Source organism: Nitrospira sp. KM1 (assembly GCF_011405515.1).
Taxonomy (GTDB): Bacteria; Nitrospirota; Nitrospiria; order Nitrospirales; family Nitrospiraceae; genus Nitrospira_C.
This window is the reverse complement of sequence record NZ_AP022671.1, coordinates 1,089,656-1,115,960: the sequence shown is the minus strand read 5'-3', so window position 1 is coordinate 1,115,960 and position 26,305 is coordinate 1,089,656. Positions and strand designations below refer to the sequence as shown.

General features: G+C 61.2%; 11 protein-coding genes and 1 tRNA gene. 10 read left to right on the top strand and 2 right to left on the bottom strand.

Translation table 11 applies throughout. The annotated features are described in order from the left end of the window. Positions 1-97: 97 nt before the first annotated feature. Complete coding sequence (locus W02_RS05130) at positions 98-604, bottom strand: DUF4136 domain-containing protein (RefSeq protein WP_173045429.1); 507 nt, start codon at positions 602-604, stop codon at positions 98-100. 556 nt (positions 605-1,160) lie between these two features. Continuing rightward, a tRNA-Phe gene (locus W02_RS05125) sits at positions 1,161-1,236 on the bottom strand. Positions 1,237-1,882: 646 nt separating this feature from the next. On the opposite strand from W02_RS05125, the gene W02_RS05120 reads away from it, so the two are divergent. From W02_RS05120 to W02_RS05075, 10 genes are all read left to right on the top strand, one after another. Next, positions 1,883-6,811 carry a non-ribosomal peptide synthetase gene (locus W02_RS05120; protein WP_173045427.1) on the top strand — a complete coding sequence of 1,643 codons (4,929 nt, stop codon included), beginning with the start codon at positions 1,883-1,885 and terminating at the stop codon, positions 6,809-6,811. After that, a complete protein-coding gene (locus tag W02_RS05115) occupies positions 6,811-7,461 on the top strand; it encodes a phosphopantetheine-binding protein (protein ID WP_173045425.1) in 651 nt (216 codons plus the stop codon). The genes W02_RS05120 and W02_RS05115 overlap by 1 nt, the downstream gene beginning before the upstream one ends. After that, positions 7,458-12,026, top strand: coding sequence for a type I polyketide synthase (locus W02_RS05110; protein ID WP_173045423.1), 4,569 nt, complete (start codon positions 7,458-7,460; stop codon positions 12,024-12,026). Before W02_RS05115 ends, W02_RS05110 begins: the two co-directional genes overlap by 4 nt. A 40-nt stretch (positions 12,027-12,066) precedes the next feature. Next, complete coding sequence (locus tag W02_RS05105; protein WP_173045421.1) at positions 12,067-13,773, top strand: cyclic peptide export ABC transporter; 1,707 nt, start codon at positions 12,067-12,069, stop codon at positions 13,771-13,773. Between the two features lie 51 nt (positions 13,774-13,824). After that, the gene (locus W02_RS05100; protein ID WP_370467977.1) at positions 13,825-15,210 is read left to right on the top strand and encodes a diaminobutyrate--2-oxoglutarate transaminase; all 1,386 of its coding nucleotides are present in this window, start codon (positions 13,825-13,827) and stop codon (positions 15,208-15,210) included. Next, on the top strand, positions 15,207-17,594 hold the full coding sequence (locus W02_RS05095) for a penicillin acylase family protein (protein WP_173045417.1): 2,388 nt from the start codon (positions 15,207-15,209) through the stop codon (positions 17,592-17,594). Before W02_RS05100 ends, W02_RS05095 begins: the two co-directional genes overlap by 4 nt. A 33-nt stretch (positions 17,595-17,627) precedes the next feature. Further along, on the top strand, positions 17,628-17,864 hold the full coding sequence (locus W02_RS05090; protein WP_173045415.1) for an MbtH family protein: 237 nt from the start codon (positions 17,628-17,630) through the stop codon (positions 17,862-17,864). After that, the gene (locus tag W02_RS05085; protein ID WP_232068654.1) at positions 17,822-18,616 is read left to right on the top strand and encodes a thioesterase II family protein; all 795 of its coding nucleotides are present in this window, start codon (positions 17,822-17,824) and stop codon (positions 18,614-18,616) included. Before W02_RS05090 ends, W02_RS05085 begins: the two co-directional genes overlap by 43 nt. A gap of 133 nt (positions 18,617-18,749) precedes the next feature. Next, complete coding sequence (locus W02_RS05080; protein WP_173045413.1) at positions 18,750-19,787, top strand: TauD/TfdA family dioxygenase; 1,038 nt, start codon at positions 18,750-18,752, stop codon at positions 19,785-19,787. Beyond that, complete coding sequence (locus W02_RS05075) at positions 19,778-26,299, top strand: non-ribosomal peptide synthetase (RefSeq protein WP_173045411.1); 6,522 nt, start codon at positions 19,778-19,780, stop codon at positions 26,297-26,299. The genes W02_RS05080 and W02_RS05075 overlap by 10 nt, the downstream gene beginning before the upstream one ends. The last annotated feature ends 6 nt before the right edge of the window (positions 26,300-26,305 follow it).

Genomic DNA, 26,305 nt, shown 5'->3' with positions numbered 1-26,305 from the left:
TATGTCGTTTTGGTCGTTAGCCTTCTTCGGTAATCATAACCTGAGCGGCTAGGGTCGCGTCTTGCCGCGACTGATGTAGGGATATCATCCGATCCCTTCATTTGGCCTGAGGATAGTCTTTGAAGGCCTTGGCGACTCCCTTGTCGACCATTTCAAAGTTCTTCTCCAAGCTCTCTCCTATCGTTTCGGTGATCACGGCCTGCCACACCCGCCTCTTTTTCGACGATTCAGCCAGATTCACGACCAAGGTGGCTTCCTGAAATTTATCGGCATCATTCACGCCGAATAACAAGTGTACCAGCAGGTCTGGGTGGTCTTCCAAGCCGACTTGCCGAAGTTCCTTGGCCACGAGTTGCTTGTTGACGATTTCCTTCACCCTCATCCTCAAGGGCGACTTGTTGTCAGTGGCTGCGATCTGTCGCCCTCTGTCCGTCATCCCCGAATGGGCAAAGGTATGAAACGAAGAGAAGTCGACGGACGGGTCGAAATCCGTATGTACCTTGATCTCGTACCTCTTATCCTCGTACATCGCCTTCACCTTCGAACAGCCTCCAGCAGCGAGCAGGCCTAGCGCCAGCCACAGGATCAGCAATCTGATGTTCACCGTACACCTCCTCCCCACTATGAAGTCTTGTTCAGAAACCACAGGCGCAGAACATATATCAAGTAAGTTGTGGAAACCAGCGGCAGTGTGAGCTGGTCAAGGAGAAGTCCACTGTTTCTTCCCAAACACCTAAGACAAACAGAGAACGATTTGTCCCCACTCACACCGACGTTACGGCGTGAACTGCAGCGGCTTCGTGCTCACGGCGGCGTCGTATGCATTCAAGGATTGATCGTTCAGAAGGATGGGAAGAAGATCAACCACACGTACCGATTAGTGCAGGAGCTGTGCGAGGAACAACAGATAGAGAACTTTGTGTTTCATGATCTCCGGCATTGTGCAGCCACGAACCTGGCAGATGCGGGGGGGACGCGGAGACGATTATGGCGATAACGGGTCACCGATCGGTGGAGATGTATCCTCGTTATCGGAGTGTAAAGCCGGAGCGCCTAGATGCCGCGATGGCTCGCCTTGATGCTGCCGTTAACACGCTAATGACACCTGCCTCTGCTCCGACCGTCTAAACCCTTAGTAAAGTACAAACGAGAGAGAAAAGTGGTGCCGAGGGACAGAATCGAACTGTCGACACCAGCCTTTTCAGGGCTGTGCTCTACCAACTGAGCTACCTCGGCAACTGTGTATTTTTAGCTCTATATATAGCGATCTGGCGATCGCCATAGCACTTGAAGCGATGCACCTTACCTTACGAGCTTCGCTCCGGTCAAGCTCATGACTTTCATAAGCCAGCGGGCTCTTCTCTTGAAAAACTGGAGGCGTCCTGCTGAGAATTCACGGGACTATCTGCACCTGCACCGGTGGCGCGGTATGACATCCATTCCCATCGGGCTTGATCATTGCTCCTGAATTTCGTCCCTGCTTCTTCCAATAAAAATTTGGCTCGCTGAATCGGCACTCATGTTTTCTTACCGCAATCGTTCGCTAGAGATGAAATGCCATCTGCGCCAGGGGCGAATGGAGGTGGCGAGGGATCGCCACGCGCGTGCAGTCCGTCCTCATTCACCGGAAACTGAGTGATTCGACACCTGCAGATTGTTTTCGGCCATGAAGTGAATAGGGACAGCTTACTCTAAAAAACGGACGGAGGAATCCAGAAAATAAACATGCGCAACAGGAAAATAAACATGCGTTTTCTCTGTGAGGTAGGTGAGGCCATGACCGTCTACTACGTATTGTCGATTAGGCCACGATATGAGTTCTCATCTCATAAATATGAAACGCGATCCAGATTCTGTTTCTACTCTGATGGAACTTCTCCGCATGCGCGCAGCGGATTGCCCTGGTGCAACCGCGTACACGTATCTTCGCGACGGAGAAACCGATGAAAGCGCGCTCTCTTATGGAGAATTGGATCGGGCCGCGCGAACCATCGCGGCTGTTCTGCAAGAATCGCGCGCCGCTGGAGAGCGTGCGCTCCTTCTCTATTCACCCGGGCTCGACTTTATCGCCTCATTTTTCGGATGTCTCTATGCTGGGGTGATTGCCGTTCCCGCATATCCTCCGAATCGAAAACGGGGTCTGCCGAGAGTGCAGGTCATGCACTCCGACTCACAGGCGACATTTGTGCTGACCACGTCTTCGGTTCGCGCAGAGATCTTGCGGACGTCCGCGGAGCAGCGCGGGTATGAGGAATTCACGGAATCCAGATGGATTGAAACAGATAAGTTGCCAGGCGATCTCGCTCGGGATTGGCGGGAGCCTGACATTTCGGGCGGGACACTGGCATTTCTGCAATACACTTCGGGATCCACCGATCTGCCCAAGGGCGTTAAGGTCAGTCACGCGAACCTGCTGCACAATCAGCAGCTGATTCGCGAAGCGTTTGGACATACCTCACAGGATCTCATCGCGGGATGGCTTCCCCTGTACCACGACATGGGATTGATCGGAAACGTGCTGCAACCGCTCTACCTGGGTGTACCGTGCGTTCTGATGTCGCCCGTGCACTTTCTCCAAAAACCGGCTCGCTGGCTGTCGGCCGTCACGCGATATCGCGCGACGACGAGCGGCGGACCGAACTTCGCGTACGACCTGTGCGTACGGCAGATCACCGATGAGCAGCGGGCGACGTTCGATTTGAGTTCCTGGACCCTGGCGTTCAACGGCGCGGAGCCGGTACGCGCTGCGACGCTCGTTCGTTTTCAGGAGCGTTTTGCGTCGTGCGGATTCAGCCGGAGAGCGTTCTATCCCTGTTACGGCCTTGCCGAGTCGACGCTCTTTGTGACGGGCGGGAGCCGTGGCGAACCCCTCAATATGCATGTTCCGGATCCGTCGCAATGTGGCCAGGACCGTCCCGCCGCCGACTCGCTGATCGGATGCGGCACAGTTAGGCCAGGAGCGCATGTTCGCATCGTCGATCCTGAAACCAGATTGGCATGTCCCGACGGCCGCACCGGCGAAATCTGGGTCAGCGGGCCGAGCGTCGCCTGCGGCTATTGGGAAAAGGATGAGGAGACGCATTCGACTTTCTCCGCGCGTGTGGCCGACGGGGGAGACGAAATATTCCTGCGAACGGGCGATCTCGGCTTCATCGAGAAGAACCAACTGTTCGTGAGCGGCCGCTTGAAGGATCTGATCATCATCCGTGGCCGCAATCATTACCCGCACGATATCGAACGGACGGTCGAAGAGTGTTATCCGGGACTTCGGGCTGGAGGTGGTGCGGCATTTTCGGTGGTCGTGGTGGATGAAGAGACGTTGGTAGTCGTTCAGGAAGTGGAGCCGCGCGCGAAAGCGCTCGACTGGGAAGCCGCCGTGACAGCGATCTGCAAGGCCGTCGCCCAGCAGCACGAGGTTGCGGTGGCGACGGTGGTGCTCATCAAAGCGGGGACGCTGCCGAAGACTTCCAGCGGGAAGGTACAGCGACGATTGTGCCGGACACGATTTATTGCCGGCGAGTTGACGGTGATCCATGCATCGATGTCTGGAGTGGCGGATTCTTTGACCGAACAGTCGAACCCAGTGGCTGTTGAAGAAGATAGACATGCGAGTTTGACGACTGGTGTGGCGGACATATGGGCGAAGGTGTTGGAGCGGCCGGCCGTCGAACCGGACGACGACTTTTTCGCGTTGGGTGGCGATTCGTTGCGCGGGATTCAGGTGTTGTCGCGCTTGCGTGATGCGTTCGAGATCGATGCTCCGCTGGAGGCATTGTTCGAGCATCCGCGGTTGCGCGAGTTCGTCGCTTTCGTGGCGACGATGCCCCGATCGATCGCTGCTTCAGATGCCCCACAGTCACGGCCCACATTCGGTCAGACCACCATGCCGCTTTCAACCGCTCAGGAGCGGTTCTGGTTCTTGGATCAGCTTACCCCAGGCAGTGCGATCAACAATATTCCCGTTGCTCTGAGACTTCATGGAGATCTGGATACAGATGCACTGGCTCGCGCGCTGAATGAAGTCATCAGGCGGCACGATACCCTGCGGTCGACATACAGATTGGAGCAGGGCCGTCCGGTACAGAGCATTGCGCCACATGTGTACGCCGATATTCCATCCGAAGATCTGAGCGCACTGACCGCCCCGTCCCAGGAGGAGCGGCTGGCACAGCTCACCGGCGAAGAGGCCCGCAGACCGTTCGACCTGTCCGCCGGCCCGCTCGTGCGGTGGAGACTGTTCCGGATGGGTTCCGATGACCATGCGCTGTCTTTGACCGTCCACCATATCGCCGCGGACGGCTGGTCCATGAATCTGCTGAGGCAGGAGCTGGCCGTTCTGTACGAGGCATTCAAGAGCGGACGGACGCCGTCTCTTCCCTCGCTGCCTGTGCAGTATGGCGATCTGATGGCCGGACCGCCGTACCGGCTTTCCGACGACAGGCTCCGCGAGCTTCAGGCCTACTGGCAGGACCGCCTGAAGCATGTGCCTCACGTGCTGAACCTTCCGTACGATTACCCACGCCCCGCGGTGCAGGGGCAGCGGGGAGCGCGTCACGAATGGCAGATCGAATCGTCCGTCGTGCAGCGCCTGAAGGCGGCGGGCGCCGGCCGTCGTGCCACGCTTTTCATGAATCTGCTTACTGCATTCGGCCTCGTCCTGTCTCGCTACAGCGGCCAGAGCGACTTCTGCATCGGCACTCCGGTGGCCAACCGGAGAACGAGGGAATCCGAACGGCTCATCGGCTGCTTCGTCAATACCGTTGTGCTGCGCCTGGACCTGTCCGGTGATCCGACGTACGCGCAATTGCTCGAACGCACACGCGCAACGGTGCTCGGGGCCAAGGCCCACGACGCCGTTCCGTTCGAGCGTCTCGTCGATGAGTTGGGGGCTTCCCGGGATCTCGGGCGCACGCCGTGGTTTCAAACCATGTTCGTGCTCGAGGACGAGTCGACGGATGTACAGAAACTCGGAAGCCTCGACAGTGCGCGCATGAAGGTCGACACGCAGACGTCCATGTTCGATCTCACGCTCGAAATGGCGCAGCGGACCGACGGGAGTATTGCGGGGGTGTTCGAATACAGGACGGACTTGTTCGCCGAAGGCACGATCGGTCGGCTGGCCGGGCATTTTCAGGAACTGCTCCGACAGATTGCGGCTTCATCGGACACCCGCGCAAGTATATTGTCGATGTTGGCCGAGCCCGAACGTCAGTCCGTCCTGGAGGATTGGAATCGAACGGCGGCTCCATTTCCAGAACAGGCCTGTTTGCAGGAATTGTTCGAAGCGCAGGCTGCGCGTACTCCCGAGGCCCCGGCGCTGGTGTCCGATGGAGTCGTCTATGACTATGCATCGCTCAACCGGCAAGCCAACCGTCTTGCGTCGTACCTGCACACGCGTGGCGCCGCCTGTGAAACACCTGTGGTTCTGTGTCTGCACCGGTCTTTCGAAATGGCCTTCGCCCTGTTGGGTTGCCTCAAAGCCGGCGCGCCCTACGTACCGGTCGATCCTTCGTATCCATCGGAACGTCTTGCCGCCGTGCTGGCAGACGTCCGGCCTCAGCTTATCGTGACCATGCAGTGCTACGCCGCCGCGCTGTCCGGGTTCAACGTGCCGATCGTGGCGCTGGATAGGGATTGGCCGCTCGTCGAACCGATGCCGGCGGAGGATCTGTCGTTGCTCACCTCGCCGGATAATCTGGCATACATCCTTTATACGTCCGGCACGACTGGCCAGCCCAAAGGATCGGGCATTACGCATCGTTCGCTGGTCAACCACACCGTTGCCATGGTGAAGGCCTATGGTCTCGGCCCGTCCGATCGGGTGTTGCAATTCGCGTCCGTCAGTTTCGACGTGGCGGCCGAAGAATGCTTCCCGACATGGATCGCAGGCGGCACCGTATGTCTGCGGCCGAATGAGCCGGTGCCGGCATTTTCCGATCTGGACGGGTTTGTCCGGGTGCATCAGCTCACCGTGCTGAATCTTCCCACTCCGTACTGGGCAGGATGGACCGAGGACATGGAGCAGACCGGCGCGAACGTGCCGCCGTCGGTCAGGCTCGTGATCGTCGGCAGCGAGCAGGCCCTGCCCGAAAGCCTTCTGCTCTGGCGGCGGATCGCGAACAACCGGATTGCCTGGTGTAACGCGTACGGGCCGACCGAGACCACGATTACGTCCAGTATATACAATGCCTGCGAGTTGCCGGACAAACCGCTACGCGCTGTTCCCATCGGCCGCCCCATCGCGAATGTCACCATGTATGTGCTTGATCGGCATCTGCAGCCGGTTCCGAACGGTATCCCCGGCGATCTGTACATCGGCGGAGCCGGCCTTTCACGCGGCTACCATCGGTTGCCCGCTCTAACTGCGTCATCGTTTATCCCTCATCCGTTCGGCCGTCATCCCGGAGAGCGGTTGTACCGGACCGGTGATCGCGCGCGGCGTTTATCGGACGGCAACCTGGAATTTCTCGGCCGCAGCGATGATCAGATCAAGATTCGAGGGTTCCGTGTGGAATTGGCCGACATAGAGTTCCATCTGCGCACGCATCCGCTGGTGATTGAATGCAAGGTGTTCATGGAGGCCGGGGCGCCTGCCGACTGGTCCGCTCTTCTCGCCGGTCTGAGCGAGGCTCAACAGGAAAGCGTTCTGAGCGAGATCGAGTCGATCGGAGCGGCCGAGGCGCAGTGGTTGTATGACCTGGAATCGGGCCCCGAAGAACGGAGAAAAACCATGATTCAACGGCAACCGGAAGTCGATGTGTATCTCAAGATCCATGAAGCGGATTCCATGGCGGCCAAGGCGGTGAAGTAATGGTCGATCTGTCGACACGCATCGGCCGTCTCAGCGAACCCCAGCGGCGGTTGCTTCGTTTGCGCCTGGGCCGCAGCGGCGTCGAGCGGTCCGGCGAGCCGCGTCTCGTCGGCTATATCGTTCCGCGACGGCAGGCATCGCTGACTGCGGCGGAATTGCGAGGGTTTCTGCTCGAACGGCTCCCTGAATACATGGTGCCGAGCACCTGGGTCTTTCTGGACACGTTCCCGATGACCTCGCGCGGAAAAGTCGATCGGGGAGCGTTGTTGGGCCGTGCGCGGTCCATGCCGGAACAGAAATCAGTCAGAAATCTTCCCTCCAATCAGCATGAACAGGCGGTGGCAGCGATTTGGGAAGACGCGCTGGGCCTTCGCGCAGTGGGCCGCGACGATAATTTTTTCGATCTTGGCGGGCATTCCTTGCTCCTGCCGAACGTCTTGACGAACGTGCGGGCCATCAGCGGCAAGGAGGTGTCCATGATGGATCTGTTCCGGTATCCCACCGTTCAGACGCTGGCCGCCTACCTTGCTGACGGCGGGCAGGGTGCGGATGGCGGTGACGATGTCCGGCGGTTGAAAGAGACGCGGGAAGCGGGAGTGCGCCGGTTGAAACAGCGCCGTTCACAGCGACAGGCATCGAGGACTGAATGAGCGTCCAGCAGAGGACCATTGAGCCGGAGTCCAGAGAGGGAATGGACATTGCCGTCATCGGCATGGCCGGCCGGTTTCCCGGCGCGCCAAACGTCGAATCTTTCTGGACGAGTCTTTGCGGAGGGATCGAGTCCGTCTCTCTCCTTAGCGCCGAGGAATTATCGGCCTCCGGGGTCGATCCCAGGATTGCGGCAAGGCCCAACTACGTGCCGGCCCGTGCAGTGTTAGAAGGCGCCGATTTATTCGATGCGGCCTTTTTCAACATGACGCCGAAGGAGGCCGAAAGCACCGATCCTCAGCAGCGACTGTTGCTCGAATGCGCATGGGAAACCCTTGAAAGCGCCGGCTACGATCCGCAGCGCTACAACGGAGCGATCGGTGTCTATGCTGGATCGAGCACGAGCGGATATTTGTTCAATCTGTTTCCTCAGAGATTCCTGCTGCAGTCTCCGGCTGAAATGTCGGCGATGCTCGGGGTGGAAAAGGACTCTCTCGCCACGCGCCTGTCGTACAAGCTCAACCTTCAAGGCCCCAGTCTGGCCGTGCAGACGGCCTGCTCGACCTCCCTCGTCGCCGTGCACTTGGCCTGCCAGGCGCTCCTCAGCGGCGAGTGCGAGATGGCGTTGGCCGGCGGAGTGTCGGTGACCGTTCCTCAAAAGGTCGGATACCTCTATCAGGAAGGCGGCATCGTCTCGCCGGACGGCCACTGCCGCGCGTTCGATGCCGAGGCGGAAGGCACCGTCGGAGGCAGCGGAGCGGGCTTGGTCCTGCTGAAACGGCTGGAGGACGCCCTCAGTGATCGCGACCATATCCTGGCGGTCGTCAAGGGATCCGCTGTGAACAACGACGGCTCTTCCAAGGTGGGATACACCGCCCCCAGCATCGACGGGCAGGCGCAGGTCATCAAGGCGGCGCATGTTGCGGCTGGTGTGGACGCCGGCTCCATCTCGTATATCGAAGCTCACGGCACGGGAACGCCGATGGGTGATCCCATCGAAATCTCCGCGCTGACCCAAGCATTCCGCGCGAGCACGGGTCGAACCGGATTTTGCGCGATAGGCTCGGTGAAGACCAATATCGGCCACCTGGACGCGGCCGCCGGGATAGCCGGTCTGATCAAAGTCATTCTCTCGCTGTCGCGCAAGAAGATTCCGGCCAGCTTGCATTACAAGAATCCGAATCCCGCCATCGACTTCGCCGCAACCCCGTTTCATGTGAACCGCGCGTTGACAAATTGGCAGAGCGGTCCGATGCCGAGGCGCGCCGGCGTCAGTTCGTTCGGTCTTGGCGGTACCAATGCGCATGTGGTGCTCGAAGAGGCGCCGACCGCTCAGCGGGCACAATCCGATCGCGGCGGTCCGTGGCTCCTCGTGCTGTCCGCGCGTTCCGAAACCGCGCTCGACCAGATGAGTACGCGCCTGGCTGAGCATCTTGACTCACGGCCGGCTATCAATCTCGATGATGTCGCCTACACGTTGCAGGCCGGACGCAAGGCCTTTCCCTTCCGTCGATGGGTCGTCGCCGGGACGGCCGATGACGTCAAACAGGCTCTCGCGCAACAGGACGCATCGAAGTCTCGCATAAAAGCGTCGGTACGCACCGAGACCCGCACGGTGTTCACGTTCACAGGGCAGGGCTCTCAATATTCCCACATGGGCCGTGCGCTCTATGAATGGAACAAGACGTTCCGTCAGCACATAGACCGATGCGCTTCGCTGCTCGGGCCGTCCTTGAACCGCGACATCAGAACCGTTCTGTTTCCTGAAGCGCCGGCCGATGCGGACCTCATTCATCAGACAGCGCTGACGCAGCCGGCATTGTTTGTCGTGGAATATGCGTTGGCTGGCATGTGGGAGGAGTTAGGAATTATTCCACAAGCGATGATCGGCCACAGCATCGGAGAATACGTCGCCGCCTGCTTGTCAGGCGTGGTCTCTCTCGAAGACGCACTGGCCATCGTCGCGATGCGCGGCAAGTTGATGCAGGAGGCTCCTCACGGGGTGATGCTCGCCCTGCCGATGACCGAAGCCGAAGTTGCGCCGTTGCTGGGCGACGGACTCGACCTCGCTGCGGTGAACGCGCCCGGTCAATGTGTAATCGCTGGTCCAGAGAAAGCGATTGTCGGAGTCGAGCAGCGTCTCACCGCCATGGGGCTGCAGGGGCGGCGTCTGAAGACCTCACACGCGTTTCATTCGGCGTTGATGAATCCGGTGTTGCCCCGCTTCGAATCTTTTCTGAGAACGATGGCCTTTCACGTCCCAAAGATTCCTTGGGTATCGAACCTGACCGGAAACTGGATCCGTCCGGAGGAAGCCACGGATCCTTCGTACTGGACCCGTCATCTCCGTTCGACGGTACGATTTTCCGACGGCCTGCGCACCATATTGGAGCAGCCTGCAGAAACCGTATTGCTGGAGGTCGGACCGGGACGAACGCTGCACAGCTTGGCCCAACGACAGCCCGGAGCGGCGGACGTGCCCTCGTTCATTTCGTTCCGCGGAATCTATTCGACCGAAAGTGCTCATGACGAAGTGACAGATTGCCTCACGGCGCTCGGTGGGCTCTGGGGAGCCGGCCTTCCGGTTAAATGGAAGCCCCTTCGCGCCGATGGAGCCCATCGCATTCCTTTGCCGACCTATCCGTTCGAACGTCAGCGTTATTGGATTGAGTCGGCTCCCGTCGGTCCTGCACCGGCGCTGGCTTCGGGCCGGGAGTCAGATCCGTCGAAATGGTTCTACCATCCTTCCTGGAAGCGGTCGGTTCTCGACCGGAAAGATGTCGCCGCACACCCAGCGCAGTGGCTCTTGTTCGTCGACGAGCGGCAGGTCAGCGGGATGCCTGCCGCACCATTTGGAGCCGACGGCTCTTCCATCACAGCGGTGGCCCCCGGCGACCGGTTCATGAAATGCGCGGACGGGACGTATCGAGTTCGACCCGAGTCCGGCGACGACCATGCTCTGTTGCTCAAAGAATTGACGGCACACAATCGATATCCGGCTCGGATCATCCATGCCTGGGCAATATCCGACGGCGAGGGCCGGGATGCGACGAGTCATTTCGCGCAGATTCAAGAACGGGGATTTCTCCATCTTCTCCTTCTCGCGAGGATCTTTGGAAAACAGAGCAGCGGTCGCTTGCCACTTCTCATTGTCACCCGGGAACTGTATGACGTGACCGGGGGAGAAACCATCGGTCCCGAGCAAGCGACGGTGCTTGGGGCGTGCCGTGTCCTGCCACAGGAGTATCCTTCGTTGCATTGCCGCGTCATCGACGTCGATCGTGAAGCGGCCTGTAGCATGTTCTCTGCGTTCTGGTGCGACCGTTTGGCCGCCGAATGTGCCGCGCCGGACACCGAGACGGTCATCGCCTATCGCGGCCCGCATCGCTGGGTTCAGACGTTTGAGCCGCTACGGCTTCCAAGCGTTGACGGCGTTCCTCCGCTATTGCGCGAGAGCGGTGTGTATGTGATCTCCGGCGGTATGGGCGGCGTGGGCCTGCTCCTTGCCGAGTATTTGATCCGGACTGTTCGCGCCCGCGTGGTCTTGACCGGCCGCACGGTCCCTACCCCCGAGCAGCGTAAACGATTTGAAGATCTCGAACGGGCCGGCGGCAGCGTTCTGCCGCTCCAGGCGGACGTGTCCGATCGTCTCCAGATGCAGGCGGTCATCGATCAAACGCTTAGCCGGTTCCAGACGGTGCATGGCGTCATCCATGCCGCGGGACTGGCCGGAGGGCGGTTGATCGAATTGATCACGCCACAGGCCGTTCACGATGAATTTCAGGCAAAAGCGGCAGGTGCGCGGGTGATCGCCGACGTGACCCGCGAACTGCCATTGGACTTTCTCCTGTTGTGTTCTTCGTTGACGGCCCTGGTCGGGGCGGCGGGTCAGAGTGTCTACTGTGCCGCGAATTCCTATCTCGATGCCCTTGCCCATGCCGCACGCAAGCAGGGGAAACGATACCTCTCGATCAACTTCGACCGGTGGCGTGGAGTCGGCATGGCTGCACAGGCGGAAGCGCGGTTCAAGGCATTGGGACTGTCCGACAGCGATCTGGATGGCATGACCGCGCCGGAGGCCGTCGATGCGGTGCACCGCATCCTTCACGGCCCGGATCTTCCACAAGTGGTGCAATCAATTCGCGCTCTCCCTGCCGTGGCTGCATCAGCTGCACGAATGTCGCTGGATCAGTTCAAACGGCCGGCCGGCAGGGGAGCGGCGGAAGGCACGGGATCTTCGGCTGCGCCAGAGACCGTAGGCCGTGCGACAGGATCACTCGAAGAACAGGTGACCGAGATTTGGCGGCAGATCCTCGGCAGCCCGCGGATCGGCTTGGATGACGATTTCTTTCAGCTGGGCGGCGAGTCGCTGAGCGCCCTCCAGATTTTGAACCGCGTGCAGGAGTCCTATCAAGCGGAACTGTCCCTTAAAGAGTTTTTCGGCACGCCTACGGTCGCCGGCATCGTCAGGCAAATCCGGTCATCACAGGCGGCCGGCACACCGTCGGAGCCGAAAATCACTCCGGTTCCGCGCAAGGCCCGTTCGTCTCGCGGGGTGTCCGTATGAAGCGGTCGACCATCGTTCGGCAAGGGCAGGTCACGATCCAATGACGCTCATCCGTTTTCTGTTGCGCAAATCTTGGAAGCTCGTGGTCGGATCTCTCATCGCGGGGCTCGTCAGCGGGCTCGCGGGAGCCGCACTCATCGCCGTGATCCACAAAGGCATGAGCGAATCCGCGTCCACGATGACACTGGCATGGGGTTTTCTCGGTCTGGCCGTGCTCGTCGCCGGAACCAAGGCTCTGTCGGAAATTCTCCTGACCAGGCTGGGTCAATCGACGATTTCTGAACTCCGATTACAGTTGAGTCGAAATATCCTGAACGCGCCGCTCCGCCAGGTCGAAGAATTGGGGTCGCATCGGTTGCTGGCCGCGTTAAGCGACGATACCGATGTCATTGCCCAAGCCTACGTGCAACTTCCGCTGATTTGCATCAACGCGGCGACGACGCTCGGCTGCCTGGCCTATCTCGGATGGCTCTCCTGGCCGGTCCTCCTACTGGTGGTTGGGTTCATGACGTTCGGCGCGCTGTCCTTTCAATGGCAGGAGCAGCGTGCCGTGCGGCTCTTCGAACGATCTCGTGAAACCAATGACGCGCTGTTCCGGCATTTTCGCTCGATCGTCTCCGGCATCAAAGAGCTCAAGCTCCATCGAACGCGCCGGGAGGTCTTTCTGACCACGCAACTCAGTGAAACCGTCCGGGCCTATGAACGCGACTTTGTCGGCGGCATGACGGTGTATTCCTTCGCGTCCAGTTGGGGTGTCTTTCTCTTCTATGCCGTCATCGGCATCGTCCTGTTCCTGTGGCCCGTTTGGCGGCAGACGCCGGCCGAGACCATCACCGGCGCGGCGCTCGTCTTGCTGTACATGATGGGGCCGTTCTCCCAGATCGTGGAACTGCTTCCCGGCGTCGGACGCGCCAACGTGGCCATGAGAAAAGTCGACGCGCTCGGCTTGTCGCTGACGGCATCGGACGCAACGGATGCCGCGGCGCAGAAGAAGCCGCAGGCCGTTCAACCCATCAGGCCGCTTTGGCGTCACCTCGAGTTGATCGGCATCACACACCGCTACTACCACGAGCCGGGTGACGCGCACTTCCAGATCGGTCCCATCGATCTGTCGTTCCGACCGGGTGAGGTGACGTTTCTCATCGGGGGCAACGGGAGCGGCAAGACGACGCTTGCGATGGTGTTGTTGGGGCTCTATCCGCCGGAGTCCGGCGTCATCCGTTTTGACGGCATGACGATCGACGAATCGAATCGGGAAGACTACCGGCAGATCTTTTCGACGGTCTTGTCCGATTACTTCCTGTTCGAGTCGCTCATCGGATTGGAACGGGAGACTTTGGATGGGGAAGCGACGACCTATCTCGAGAGGCTGCAGCTGCGGTCCAAGGTCAGGATCGAGGGCGGGACGTTCTCGACGCAGGCGCTCTCCCAGGGGCAGCGGAAGCGGTTGGCTTTATTGACGGCCTATGTCGAGGATCGTCCCTTCTATCTCTTCGATGAATGGGCGTCCGATCAGGATCCGGTGTTCCGAAAAGTGTTCTATACCGAGATTCTTCCGGATCTGCGCGCGCGTGGGAAAGCGGTGCTGGTCATTACCCACGACGATCAATATTTCGCGCTGGCGGACCGGTGCATCCGGATGGATTTCGGAAAGATTGTCGGTATGTCTGATGGATCGATGGGGACTGCGGATTCCGCATTCACCCACATGGAATCCAGTCCCGCCGATCTGGAGTTGTTCAAGTGAAGTCTGCATTCGTTGCGAGGAGGTGACGCGATGACCGTGCATGTCGATGAGATGTGGCAAGCCAAACCCACCGGATTTGTGCAGCCTGACGATATCTCGGCCGGGAATCCTTATCTGGAACGGCAGGCCGCCCGTGAATCCAACGCCCGCAGTTATCCGCGGCGGTTGCCCCTCGCCCTCAAGAAGGGGAAGGGCATTTACGTCCAGGACACGGAGGGACGGACGTTCATCGATTGCCTGGCCTGCGCAGGAGCGCTGGCATTGGGACATAACCATCCGGTGGTCGTCGATGCCATCGGAAGGATGATGAGCGACGGCTTGCCGTTCCAGACGTTGGACCTCACGACGCCGATCAAGGACCTCTTTGTGGACAGGCTGTTCGAATGCCTGCCCACCAAATTCGCCGACGGCGCCAAGATCCAGTTCTGCGGACCGTCGGGAGCGGACGCCGTCGAGGCGGCGATCAAGCTTGTGAAGATTGCCCGCGAACGGCGGACGGTCTTTGCGTTCCACGGGGCCTATCACGGTATGACGCACGGCGCGCTGGGATTGACGGGACACCTTGGACCCAAACATGCCCTGACCGGGCTCATGGCCGACGTTCATTTCCTCCCGTATCCCTACGACTACCGCTGTCCTTTCGGCGTCGGCGGGGAAGGCGGACACCGGCTGTCAAGTTCGTACATCGAGCGGCTGCTCGACGATCCGAACAGCGGAGTCGTCGGACCGGCCGGCATGATTCTCGAGGTCGTGCAGGGTGAAGGCGGAGTCATTCCGGCACCCATCCCGTGGTTGCGGGAAATTCGCCGCATCACGCGCGAGCGCGGCATCCCGCTGATCGTGGACGAGGTGCAGACCGGACTCGGCCGGACGGGGACGCTGTTTGCCTTCGAGCAGGCGGACATCATTCCGGACGTGGTCGTGATGTCCAAAGCGATCGGCGGTGGATTGCCGCTGAGCGTCGTCGTGTACCGGCCTGAATTGGACCGTTGGACGGCGGGGGCTCACGCGGGGACGTTCAGGGGAAATCAACTGGCCATGGCCACCGGCCTCGCCACCATGGAGTTCATTCAAAACGAACGGATCGACCGGCATGCGGCGCTCATGGGCGAGCGGTTGACCGGGCGGCTCCGGAGCATCCAGACGGAGTCGAACAGTATCGGAGACGTGCGCGGCTGCGGGCTCATGATCGGAGTTGAAATCGTGGATCGGGACGAGGCTCCGGAAGCTCCCGGCTGCTTTCCGTCGGCTCCCGCCGTGGCATCCAGGATCCAGCATGAAGCGCTACGCCGCGGTCTGATCCTCGAACTCGGCGGCCGCAACAATTGCGTGGTCCGATTCCTGTCGCCGCTCATCGTGACGGCGGAGCAGATCGACACCATCGCTACGATTTTTTTCGAAGCCGTCAAGGCGGCGGAGGCCGGCAGAGATCGATGAGGACGAGTGCCCGCATAACGTTGGTTGCCGGCGTGGTCGCCGGCCTGGCCGTCGGTTCGGTGATCGCCGTGCTGCGCGCCTCGTTGCCGACCCTGGACGGCGTCAGAACCGTTCAGGGGCTCGTTGCACCGGCCGCCGTGCAGTTCGACCAGCTGGGTGTGCCGACGGTCACGGCAGACTCCAAAGCCGACGCCTTGCGGGCTCTGGGCTATGTCAGTGCGCAGGACCGCCTGTTTCAGATGGATCTGGCCCGACGCGGCAGCGCCGGTCGGTTGGCGGAGGTGTTCGGCGAGACAGTCGTTGCACAGGATGTGAAACAGCGGCGTCTGGGATTATCGCAGGCTGCCGACCGGCTGTTGCCGCGCTTACCTAAAGAACAGCTCGACGCGCTCGACGCCTACGCCGAAGGCGTGAATGCGTATCTTACGCAAATGACCGTCGCGCCGTTCGAGTTTCTACTTCTGGGCTACCGGCCGGAGCCGTGGAGGCCCGCCGACAGCCTGCTCGTCGTTCTGGCCATGTTCCAAATGCTGAACGGCTATGAAGACGATGAACGCATGCGGACGGTGATGAAGGCTTCGCTTCCCGCCGACGTGACGGAGTTCTTGATTCCATCGATCGATCCCTATACCGCCGTACTGCTCCGCGACTCCATCGCCCAACGGCCGCCTGCATCCGTTCCCGTTCGAAGTCTTGCCGCGCTGCGCCGGCCGGTTGTGAAGGGGACACCGATGCAAGCATCGATGGTCGCGCATCGCAAGCGCCCGCTCGGTTCGAACGCCTGGGCCGTCGCCGGATCGAAAACTACTGACGGCCGGGCCATCCTCGCAAATGACATGCATCTCGACATGACGGTTCCCAACATGTGGTATCGCGTGCAGCTGCGTTATGGGCGCGTCGACATGGCCGGCATCGTGGTGCCGGGCATTCCCGTCATGATCTCCGGATCCAACGGCGCCATTTCGTGGGGTATGACGAACGTGGAGGGAGATTTTTTGGATCTGGTGCGCGTCGAATTGGACGAACGCCATCCCAACCACTATGTGACAGCGGACGGAAGCCGGCCGTTCACAGTGAGACGTGAAACGATCATTGTGCGGAACGGCCGGCCACATGAGATCGACGTGAAGGAAACGATCTGGGGTCCGCTGGCGGCCGATGACCTCATGGGACAGCCGGTGGCCGTGCGCTGGACAGCCCTCGATCCCGAGGCCGTGGACCTGGGCCTGATGCATATGGACGAGGCCCGCTCACTTCCGGAAGCGATGCGCGTCGCGAACCGCGCCGGAGGACCCCCGAACAACGTGATTCTGGCCGATTCGAACGGGCACATCGGGTGGACCTATATGGGGCGAATTCCTCTCCGCCGGGGCTTCGACGGGTCGGTGAGCATGGCATGGACGGATGGGCGAACCGGTTGGGAGGGATTTCTCCCGCCCGACGAACTGCCGAGGATCGTGGATCCTCCCGCCGGTTTCCTCGTGAGCGCGAATCATCGCATGACGGGCGACGACTTTGGTCATGTCGTCGGTCATTCATTCGTGAACGGCTACCGGGCCTATCGCATCACGGAGCGATTACAGACCATGGACCGGGTACGTGAGTCGGATCTGTTCACGCTGCAGTTGGACACCAGGAGCGCGCTCTACGAGTTTTACCGCGACGTCGTCGATCGTGTCCTGACGGATACCATCCTGTCGCAGAAGCCGAATCTCGTCCACGTGCGGCATGCCGTCGACGCGTGGGATGGAAGGGCTGATGTCGACAGCAAGGGATTCGGCGTGCTGGTCGTGTTCCGCCGGAACCTGGCTTCCTCGGTGTTTGCGCCGTTTCTGGAGACGTGCCGCGAGCGTGACGCCCGATTTGTCTATGACGGAGATCTCGACACACCTCTCCGAACGCTGTTGAACGAGCAACCGCCCGAACTGTTGCCTGATCCTGAACATCACGAGAGCTGGTCTGATTTCTTGTTGAGCGTGCTGGAGCGGACGGTGTCGGAATTGAAAACTGCTGATCGCGTGGCCGATGTGGAGGCCATGACGTGGGGACAGATGAATCGCATTCGAATGGCGCATCCGCTGGCGGAGGCGATTCCCTTGATCGGGATGTGGCTGAACATGCCCGAGGAGGATGCCGCCGGTTGCGCGCAATGTATCCGTGTCATCAGCGACGGTCTCGCGGCGAGTGAACGGATGGTCGTCTCGCCGGCACAGCAGCAGGACGGAATATTTCATATGCCGGGGGGCCAGTCCGGCCATCCGCTCTCGCCGCACTATCGCGATCAGCAGCGGTATTGGAGCCGGGGGATTGCATTGCCATTGCTGTCAGGGGCACCGATGCACAGATTGATACTGAGTCCGTCCACCGCAGACGGACGGGCGTAACAGGAACCAGTTCTTTAACCATCAGGAGGAGTCATGAGCCAGGACGAACGCGAAGACAATACGATCTACAAAGTCGTGGTGAACCATGAAGAACAATATTCCATTTGGCCGTCCTACCGAGAGAACCCGCTGGGCTGGAGGGACGCAGGCAAGACGGGACCCAAGGACGAATGCCTCGCCTATATCAAGGACGTATGGACGGACATGCGGCCGTTGAGCTTGCGCAAATGGATGGCCGAACAGGCCGCGAAGACGGCGGCATCATGCTGACCACGGCCGGTCGGCAGTCATGGATCGTCACCTGCCGCCGCGCAGAAGGCGTGCGCGTCGTCGGAATTCCCTATGCGGGAGGCGGACCGGCGATGTTCCGGTCCTGGGCGCAGGAACTTCCATCGAACATCGAATTATGCGCGGTACAGTTGCCGGGCCGTGAAGGCCGCATGAAGGAGGAACCGATCCGTGATTTGAGGGACGTGGTCGATGAGCTTGCCGAAGCGATCACGGGTGTCCTCGACCGGCCGATCGTCCTATTCGGCCACAGCATCGGCGGGCTGATCGCGTTCGAACTCACGCGGGAATTGCGAAGGCGCTATGGCTTCGAGCCGGTCCATCTGTTCGTGTCCGGTTGTCCGGCGCCCCAATCGTCGATAGGCGAACTGCTCTACGATCTTCCGGACGCTGAGTTTCTGGAGCACATGCGGCGGTTCAACGGCACCCCGAAGGAGGTGTTGGAACATCCGGAACTGATGCAGTTGCTGCTGCCGGTGCTCCGCGCCGACTTCGCGCTTCGGGATACGTACGAGTACAGGGAGGAACCGCCGCTCGACTGTCCGATTTCCTGTTTCGGTGGGATGGATGACAGGGAAGTCGATTTTGCCAAGCTCGAAGGCTGGCGCAGGCATACCAACGGATCATTCGAATGGACCATGTTCCAGGGCGACCATTTTTTTGTACGGAGTTCGCAGACGGCGGTGCTGGATGCTCTCTCGCTGGTTTGCACCAGAGCAACGGCACAGGTGTGATGAGCCGGTGAGCTGAGAGTCGTTGCCGCGTTTCTTGCCGCAATCCGATTGCCCCATATGATCGGGGAGAATGGGACGCTTGTGTGCACGGGCATCCGGCGGCGTCTCCTGAGAACAACGAAGAGGTGTCACTATGAACACTCAGCCTGAGACCGCACCGATTGAGGACACAGACACGACAACTGAATCGACCGGCACACAGTGGTATGAAACCGGTCCGCTCCTTCCTGGAGAGGGGCTTCCGACGGCCGTGACACCAAAGTCCGTGCGGCCGCTCCGGGACTATGCCGGCGTCATTGCACGTTCAGCGGAGACGCTGCTGTCCGGTTCGGGCGCGGTGCTGTTCCGCAATTTTCCCGTAGCTTCGGTCGAAGACTTCGAGTTCGTCGTCAGGACGGTCCGCCGGGATCTGTCAACCTATGATTTCGGTTCGACCCCGCGCTCCCAAGTCCAAAACCAGATCTACACCTCCACGGAGTATCCGCCGCATCAATCCATCCCGTTGCACAACGAGATGGCCTACACGACCGAGTGGCCGATGAAGATTTGGTTCTATTGTGCCGAGGCGTCTCCCGAAGGCGGAGACACGCCGATTGCCGACAGCCGCCGCGTCTTCGAGTTGATCCCGCCCCCGATCCGCGACCGGTTCATCAGCAAGGGTGTGATGTATGTGCGCAACTACGGTAACGGGCTCGATGTCCCGTGGGAGAAGGTCTTCAATACGACGGATCGGAAGACCGTCGAAGCGTTTTGCCGTCAGAACGGCATCCTCTATGAATGGAAAGAGGACGGGGAACTCCGGACTAAACAGATCGCGCAGGCGGTCGCGGTCCATCCGCAGACAGGAGAATCGGTCTGGTTCAACCAGGCGCACCTGTTCCACATCTCAAATTTGGAAATGTTGGTTCGAGAAGCGTTGCTGTGCGCAGTGAGCGAAGAGGACCTGCCTCGCAACGCGTACTTCGGCGACGGCAGTCCGATCGAAACCGAGACGCTCGACGAAGTCCGTGACGTCTATCGCCGGACGGCGGTGCGATTTCCGTGGTGTAAAGGAGACGTGCTGATGCTCGACAACATGCTGACGGCCCACGGACGGATGCCGTTCAAGGGGCCGAGACGAATTCTCGTGGCCATGGCCGAACCCTATGGAGCGCAGCATCCATGTCGGTGACACCTCACACAGGAAGCAGCGGTGCGGGTGAACACGATGCAGTGACCGTGGATCACGACGTGTTCCCGATGAGCTTTACGCAACGAAGGTTGTGGTTCCTGTCGCAGCTCGAACCGGAGAGTGCATCCTATAACACCGCGATTGCGGTCCGGCTCCGGGGTATCCTTGACAGGGCGGCGCTGGAAAAGTGCTTCAACGCCATCGCCGAGCGGCATGAGGTGTTGCGTACCACCTTCGCATACGAAGCGGGAGAGCCGGTCCAGATCATCGCACCGGACATCCGAATCAATCTCCGGGTGGTTCCCATTGCCGGAACCAAGGAAGCGGTTGAAGATGCGGCATCCGAAGAGGCGCGCCGCCCGTTCGATCTGCAGCAAGGTCCGCTCATGCGGGCCTGCCTGTTTGCCATTCGGTCCGACGATCACGTGCTCGTGCTGACTCTGCACCATATCGTCTGTGACGGATGGTCTGCTCAGATACTTGCCCGCGAACTCTCCGCCTTGTATCCCGCCATGCGGGCTGGCTCTGCCTCGCCGTTGCCACCGCTGCCGATTCAGTATGCCGACTATGCTGCTTGGCAGCGGCGCTGGATGCAGGGGGATGTGCGGGAACGACAGCTGAGCTACTGGAAGAATCAGCTCGAAGGTGAACTGCCGGTCATCGAACTTCCGGCTGATCGGCCGCGCGGAGGAATTCAGACGTCGGCGGGCAGCCGGCATACGTTCATCGTGCCCGCTCCGATCGCCATGAGGTTGAGGGAGCTTGGCAGACAGGAGAACGCGACGCTGTTCACGGTGCTCCTGGCCGCGTTTCAGACGCTGCTGTCCCGGTACACGGGCATCGAGGATATCTGTGTCGGAACTCCCGTCGCCTGCCGGACCAGGCGAGAAACGGAAGACCTCATCGGGTTCTTTGCCAACACGCTGGTGCTCCGGACGAGCCTCGCCGGCAATCCACCGTTCTCTGTCCTTCTTGGGCGCGTACGGGACGTTGTCGTAGGCGGACAGTCGCATCAGGATCTTCCATTCGAGGAATTGGTCGAGGTGCTGAAGCCGGCCCGTGCACTCAGCCATTCTCCACTGTTTCAAGTCATGTTCGTGCTCCAGACCGCCCTCTCGGATGCCATCCGGATTCCCGGTGTCGAGGCCGAGATCACGGAGGTCGATCAGGCCGCAGCGAAGTTCGAGTTGTCCCTCGATATGACGGAAACGGCGCAAGGATTGGAAGGGACATTTGAATACAACACCGACCTGTTCGACGAATCGACGATCATCCGGATGGGCAATCATTTTCTGCGCCTGCTGGAGGGCATTGGTGTTTCACCCGGCACACGGTTGACGGAGCTTTCTCTCCTGACCGAACCGGAACGCAGGGAGACCGTTCTCATCGGACCGGTCGTTCCGCCTGCACACGCCACGTTTGCTGATCTCTTCGAGCAGCAGGTCGAGCATACGCCGGAGAATGTGGCGGTGGAGTGCGACGGGCGAACGATTTCCTATCGAGCGATCAATCGCGAGGCGAACGGCGTGGCGCGGGCGTTGATGGACCACCAAGTCGGCGGCGATTCGGTCGTGGCCGTGCTGACCGATCGCGATCTGCCGTTGCTCACGATGATGCTTGGCGTGTTGAAGGCCGGCGCGGCCTATCTGCCCCTCGATCCTTCGCACCCGCCTGCCCGCTGGAACGAGTACCTGGAATCCAACGGCGCAGTGGTCGTGTTGACCGACGAAAAATACCGGGCGCGATTCATGGACGCGACGCCCGATCTGTTGCGGGTCGATGTGCAGGTGCTCACCATCGAACAGGTTGCGGTGCAAAGCACGCAACCTGTCCAGTGGGATAATCCACGCCGCCGCTCCTCTCCTGACCAACTCGCGTACGTCATCTACACCTCCGGTTCGACCGGTATTCCCAAAGGAGCGATGGTCACACAGTTGGCGCTCATGAATCATCTCCTGAGCAAGCTCGAAATGCTGAAACTGACCGACAGCGACGTCATCGCGCAAACGGCGTCGGCCTGCTTCGATATTTCCGTTTGGCAGTGTCTTGCAGCGCTGCTCTGCGGAGGCAGGACACTGATCGTGAAAGACGACGTCGCGCGTGATCCCTCGGCACTGCTGGCTTGTTTGGATACGTCGGGAGTGACGGTTGCGGAAACGGTTCCCGTTTTGCTGCAGGAGATGCTCGCAGCCGCCCAGCAGTCCGCTGAGGTCCGGCTTCTTGCCTTACGCTGGATGCTGCCGACCGGTGAAGCCGTTGCCGCCTCGGTGTGTCGTGCATGGATCGAGCGGTATCCCGACGTCCCGCTGCTGAATGCCTACGGCCCGGCCGAATGCGCCGACGACGTGGCCATGGCCGAGATCACGTCCGTTCCGACGGCCGGGGCGGCGGTTCCCATCGGCCGGCCGGTCAGGAACGTCCGTCTCGTCGTTGTCGATAAGTGGCTCACACCGGTTCCTGCTGGTGTGCCCGGCGAGCTGTGCATTGCCGGCGTCGCAGTGGGACGCGGCTATCTTCGCGATCCCTTCAGGACAGCGGCATCGTTCGTGCCGGACCCTTTCAGTGGTCAGCCGGGCGCGCGCCTCTATCGAACCGGCGACCTCGTACGGCTCCGTGCCGACGGCAATCTGGAATTCATCGGCCGTTTGGACCATCAAGTCAAATTGCGGGGCGTCCGCATCGAACTGGGTGAAATCGACGCGCGACTGCGCGAGATTCCCGGTGTCGACGACGCCGTGACCGTACTCCGCGACGAGCCCTCCGGCCGCAAGAGGCTGACGGCCTATGTGGTCGCGTCGTCGGCACAGAAGAAGGCCGATGATGCGTGGCGCACCGCGCTTCGTCTCCATTTACCGGAGGCGATGATTCCGTCCTGCTTTGTGCCGCTCGATGCGCTGCCGCGTTCGCCGAATGGAAAAGTGGATCGGGCGGCGCTGCCGGCGCCGGCCAAGGAAGAGCCGCGTGTCTACATGGCCCCGCGAACGGCCGGCGAGGAGGCGCTCGCCCGCATCTGGGCGGAAGTGCTCGATCTCGACCGTGTCGGCATCGACGATAACTTTTTCGAACTCGGAGGCGACTCCATCCTCAGTTTGCAGGTTGTGAACCTGGCCAAACAGGCCGGCCTTTCCATGACGCCGCGCTGTCTGTTTCAAGCGCAGACTGTGGCTGAGTTGGCGCATCGGCTTGCTGAAATTCAGCCGCAACGGGGTGCGAGCGCTTTCACTATCGGAGAGGTGCCGGAGGATCAGCCTTCGGTCGATGAGGAAGCGCTCGGTATGGTGCGGGCGGCGTATCCGGAGTTCGAAACAACCTACCCCTTGAGTCATCTGCAGCAAGGGCTGCTGTTTCACAGCCTGTACGCTCCTGGGTCCGGCGTCTATATCGAACAGTTCAGCTGCCGTCTATGCGGAACGTTGAACGCGGCGGAGTTTCGCAACGCATGGCGGCGGACCATCGCACGGCACGCGGTGTTGCGCACCGGATTTCTTTGGCGCGAGGGGACGACACCCGTTCAGGTTGTCGCGCCGGCCGCGGAGCTGCCGTGGACCGAATTGGACTGGGCGCATGAGCCTGCCGATGAAGTGGGCCGGCGTTTTCAGCAACTGTTGGAGGAGGACCGTCGCATTGATTTCGATTTCGCCTGCCCGCCTCTGATGAGGATCACGCTGGTCCGCACCGCCCCGGATATGCACGATGTCCTGTGGACACATCATCACATTCTCATGGATGGATGGTGTTTGCCGATCATTCTCAGGGAAGTGCTCCAGTGCTATGAGGCCGCAAAGCTCGGAGCAGAACCATCGCTCGCTCCGGCGATCCCGTATCGCCGGTACATCGCTTGGCTCGCGCGTCAGAACCGCTCGGTTGCGGAAACGTTCTGGCGCCGCACGTTGAAGGGATTCACCGCGCCGACGGCGTTGGGAGGCAAGACGGTCACCGAACAGTCCTCCGGCGAGGGCGCCTGCGGCACCGTCTCGGTCACGATCTCGGCGGAGACGACCGCCAGCATCCGCGCATGCGCACAGAGGCATCGAGTCACGGTCAATACGATCATCCAAGGCGCCTGGGCTCTGCTGCTGAGCCGGTATAGCGGCGATGAGGACGTCTTGTTCGGTACGACCGTGTCCGGTCGATCGGCTGATATTCCGGACATCGAAACTGCCGTCGGACTGTTCATCAATACGTTGCCGCTTCGTGTTCGAGTGCCTCCGGCTCTCACGCTGTCCGCATGGCTCCGCGAGTTGCTCACACGTAACAGCGAATTGCGAGAGTTCGAACACACACCGCTTGCGCACATCCAGGCATGGAGCGACGTGCCGCGCGGCCAGTCGCTGTTTGACAGTCTGATCGTCTTCGACAATCACCCGATGGATGAAACCTTGGAGCAAGGGATCTCGGATCTGTACGTCGAACGGGTGAAGTTGCACGGGCAGACCAACTATCCGCTGACGGTGAACGTCATGCCGGGCGCCGAGCTGATGTTGTCGTTCTGGTATCAAAAATCCCGCTTCGAACACGACGGCGCCGTACGGATGGCAAGGCATGTCCATATGCTTCTCCGCGGCATGACCGAGGTGGAGGATGCGCCGCTGGCGGCGGTGGCGGTGCTGGGGCGGGAGGAGCGGGCGGCGGTGGTGGCGGGGTGGAATGCGACGGGGCGGCGGTACGCGGAGCGGGGGGCGGTGCCGGAGCAGATTGCGGCGCAGGCGGCGCGGACGCCGGAGGCGGTGGCCGTGCGGCTGGACGCCGCGACATTGACCTATGCGGAGCTGCTCGCGCAGGCGAACCAAGTGGCGTGGGCCTTGCGGGAACGGGGCGTGGGCCCGGAGATGCTGGTGGGCATCGCGATGGAGCGCTCGCTGGACTTGGTGGTGGGCCTGCTGGGGGTGCTGCAGGCCGGGGCCGCCTACGTGCCGCTGGATCCGAGCTATCCGCCCGAGCGGCTGGCCTACATGCTCGAAGATAGTGCCGTGCCGGTGGTGCTGACGCAGGCCGCGTGGCAAGCCCAGCTGCCGTATACGGGGTTGCTGCTGTGCCTGGATCGCGACCGGGCGCAGTGGGCCGGCTATCCGACGAGTGCGCCGCCGGGGGTATGGGCGGACCAGCAGCTGGCCTACCTGATTTATACGTCGGGGTCCACCGGGCAGCCGAAGGGGGCGGGGAACACGCACGGGGGCTTCCGCAACCGGCTGCAGTGGATGCAGGAGGCCTATGGGCTGACGGCAGCCGACCGGGTACTGCAGAAGACGCCGATCAGCTTCGATGTGTCGGTATGGGAATTCTTCTGGCCCTTGATGGTGGGTGCGGAATTAGTGCTGGCGGCGCCGGGGGAGCACAAGGAGCCGGCGCGGCTGATCGACCGGATTGTGACGCACCAGATCACTACGCTGCACTTCGTGCCGCCGATGCTGCAGGCGTTGGTGGAGACGGCGGGGGTGGAGCGGTGCACGAGCGTGCGGCAGATCGTCTGTAGCGGCGAAACGTTGCCGGCGGCCGTGGTGGCGCGGGCGCAGGCGGTGCTGCCGGGGGCGACCGTGCATAACTTGTACGGGCCGACGGAAGCGGCGATCGACGTCACGGCATGGAGGTGTCCGGTGCCGGCGCCGGCGGTGATTCCGATCGGGCGGCCGATCGCCAACACACAGATCTATGTGCTGGACCGGCACATCCATCCCGTGCCGGTCGGCGTCGCGGGTGAACTCTACATTGGGGGGGAGCAAGTTGGGCGGGGCTATCACGGTAGGCCGGGGCTCACGGCGGAGCGGTTCGTGCCGGATGCGTTGGGTGCGCAGCCGGGGCAGCGGCTGTACCGGACGGGCGATCAAGTGCGGTGGCGGGTCGACGGCACGCTGGAGTATCTGGGGCGGCTCGATCATCAGGTGAAGCTCCGCGGGTTCCGGATCGAGCTGGGCGAGATCGAAGCGGCGCTGTTGGCGCAGCCGGGCATCCGCGAGGCGGTGGTGGTCGTGCGGACGGAGGCGACGGGGACGAAGCGGCTGGTGGGGTATGTGACGGGAGCGGGGGCTGGAGAGACAGCCACCCTCCGGCAGGGCTTGGCGCAGCGCGTACCGGAGTACATGGTGCCGGCGGTCATCATCGCGCTGGAGCAGCTGCCGTTGAGTCCGAACGGGAAGGTGGATCGCAAGGCGCTCCCGGCGCCGGAGGCGGGGCGGGCGACGGCCTCTGAGCCGCCGGCGACGCAGACGGAGGCGCGGCTGGCCGCCATCTGGGCGCAGGTGCTGGGGCTTGTGCAGGTCGGCCGCCACGACAACTTCTTCGAACTCGGCGGCGATTCGATCAACAGCCTGCAGATTCTCGCCAGGGCTCACCGCGACGGCATCCAACTCACGCCGAAGCAGCTCTTCGAACAGCCCACCATCGCATCGGCGGCTGCGGTGGCGGTATTGGCTGCGCCCACAGCCATGCCTGTTTCCGACAGACCGCCATCCGGTATCGCGGACGTCGAATTGTCGGACGACGAGATGGAAAATCTATTGAACGAGATCGGATAGGAGAAC

Excerpts from the sequence above, each read along its gene's own strand:
- W02_RS05120 (WP_173045427.1), top strand. The coding sequence starts at position 1,883 with ATGCGCGCAGCGGATTGCCCTGGTGCAACCGCGTACACGTATCTTCGC.
- W02_RS05115 (WP_173045425.1), top strand. The coding sequence starts at position 6,811 with ATGGTCGATCTGTCGACACGCATCGGCCGTCTCAGCGAACCCCAGCGG.
- W02_RS05110 (WP_173045423.1), top strand. The coding sequence starts at position 7,458 with ATGAGCGTCCAGCAGAGGACCATTGAGCCGGAGTCCAGAGAGGGAATG.
- W02_RS05105 (WP_173045421.1), top strand. The coding sequence starts at position 12,067 with ATGACGCTCATCCGTTTTCTGTTGCGCAAATCTTGGAAGCTCGTGGTC.
- W02_RS05100 (WP_370467977.1), top strand. The coding sequence starts at position 13,825 with ATGTGGCAAGCCAAACCCACCGGATTTGTGCAGCCTGACGATATCTCG.
- W02_RS05095 (WP_173045417.1), top strand. The coding sequence starts at position 15,207 with ATGAGGACGAGTGCCCGCATAACGTTGGTTGCCGGCGTGGTCGCCGGC.
- W02_RS05090 (WP_173045415.1), top strand. The coding sequence starts at position 17,628 with ATGAGCCAGGACGAACGCGAAGACAATACGATCTACAAAGTCGTGGTG.
- W02_RS05085 (WP_232068654.1), top strand. The coding sequence starts at position 17,822 with ATGGATGGCCGAACAGGCCGCGAAGACGGCGGCATCATGCTGACCACG.
- W02_RS05080 (WP_173045413.1), top strand. The coding sequence starts at position 18,750 with ATGAACACTCAGCCTGAGACCGCACCGATTGAGGACACAGACACGACA.
- W02_RS05075 (WP_173045411.1), top strand. The coding sequence starts at position 19,778 with ATGTCGGTGACACCTCACACAGGAAGCAGCGGTGCGGGTGAACACGAT.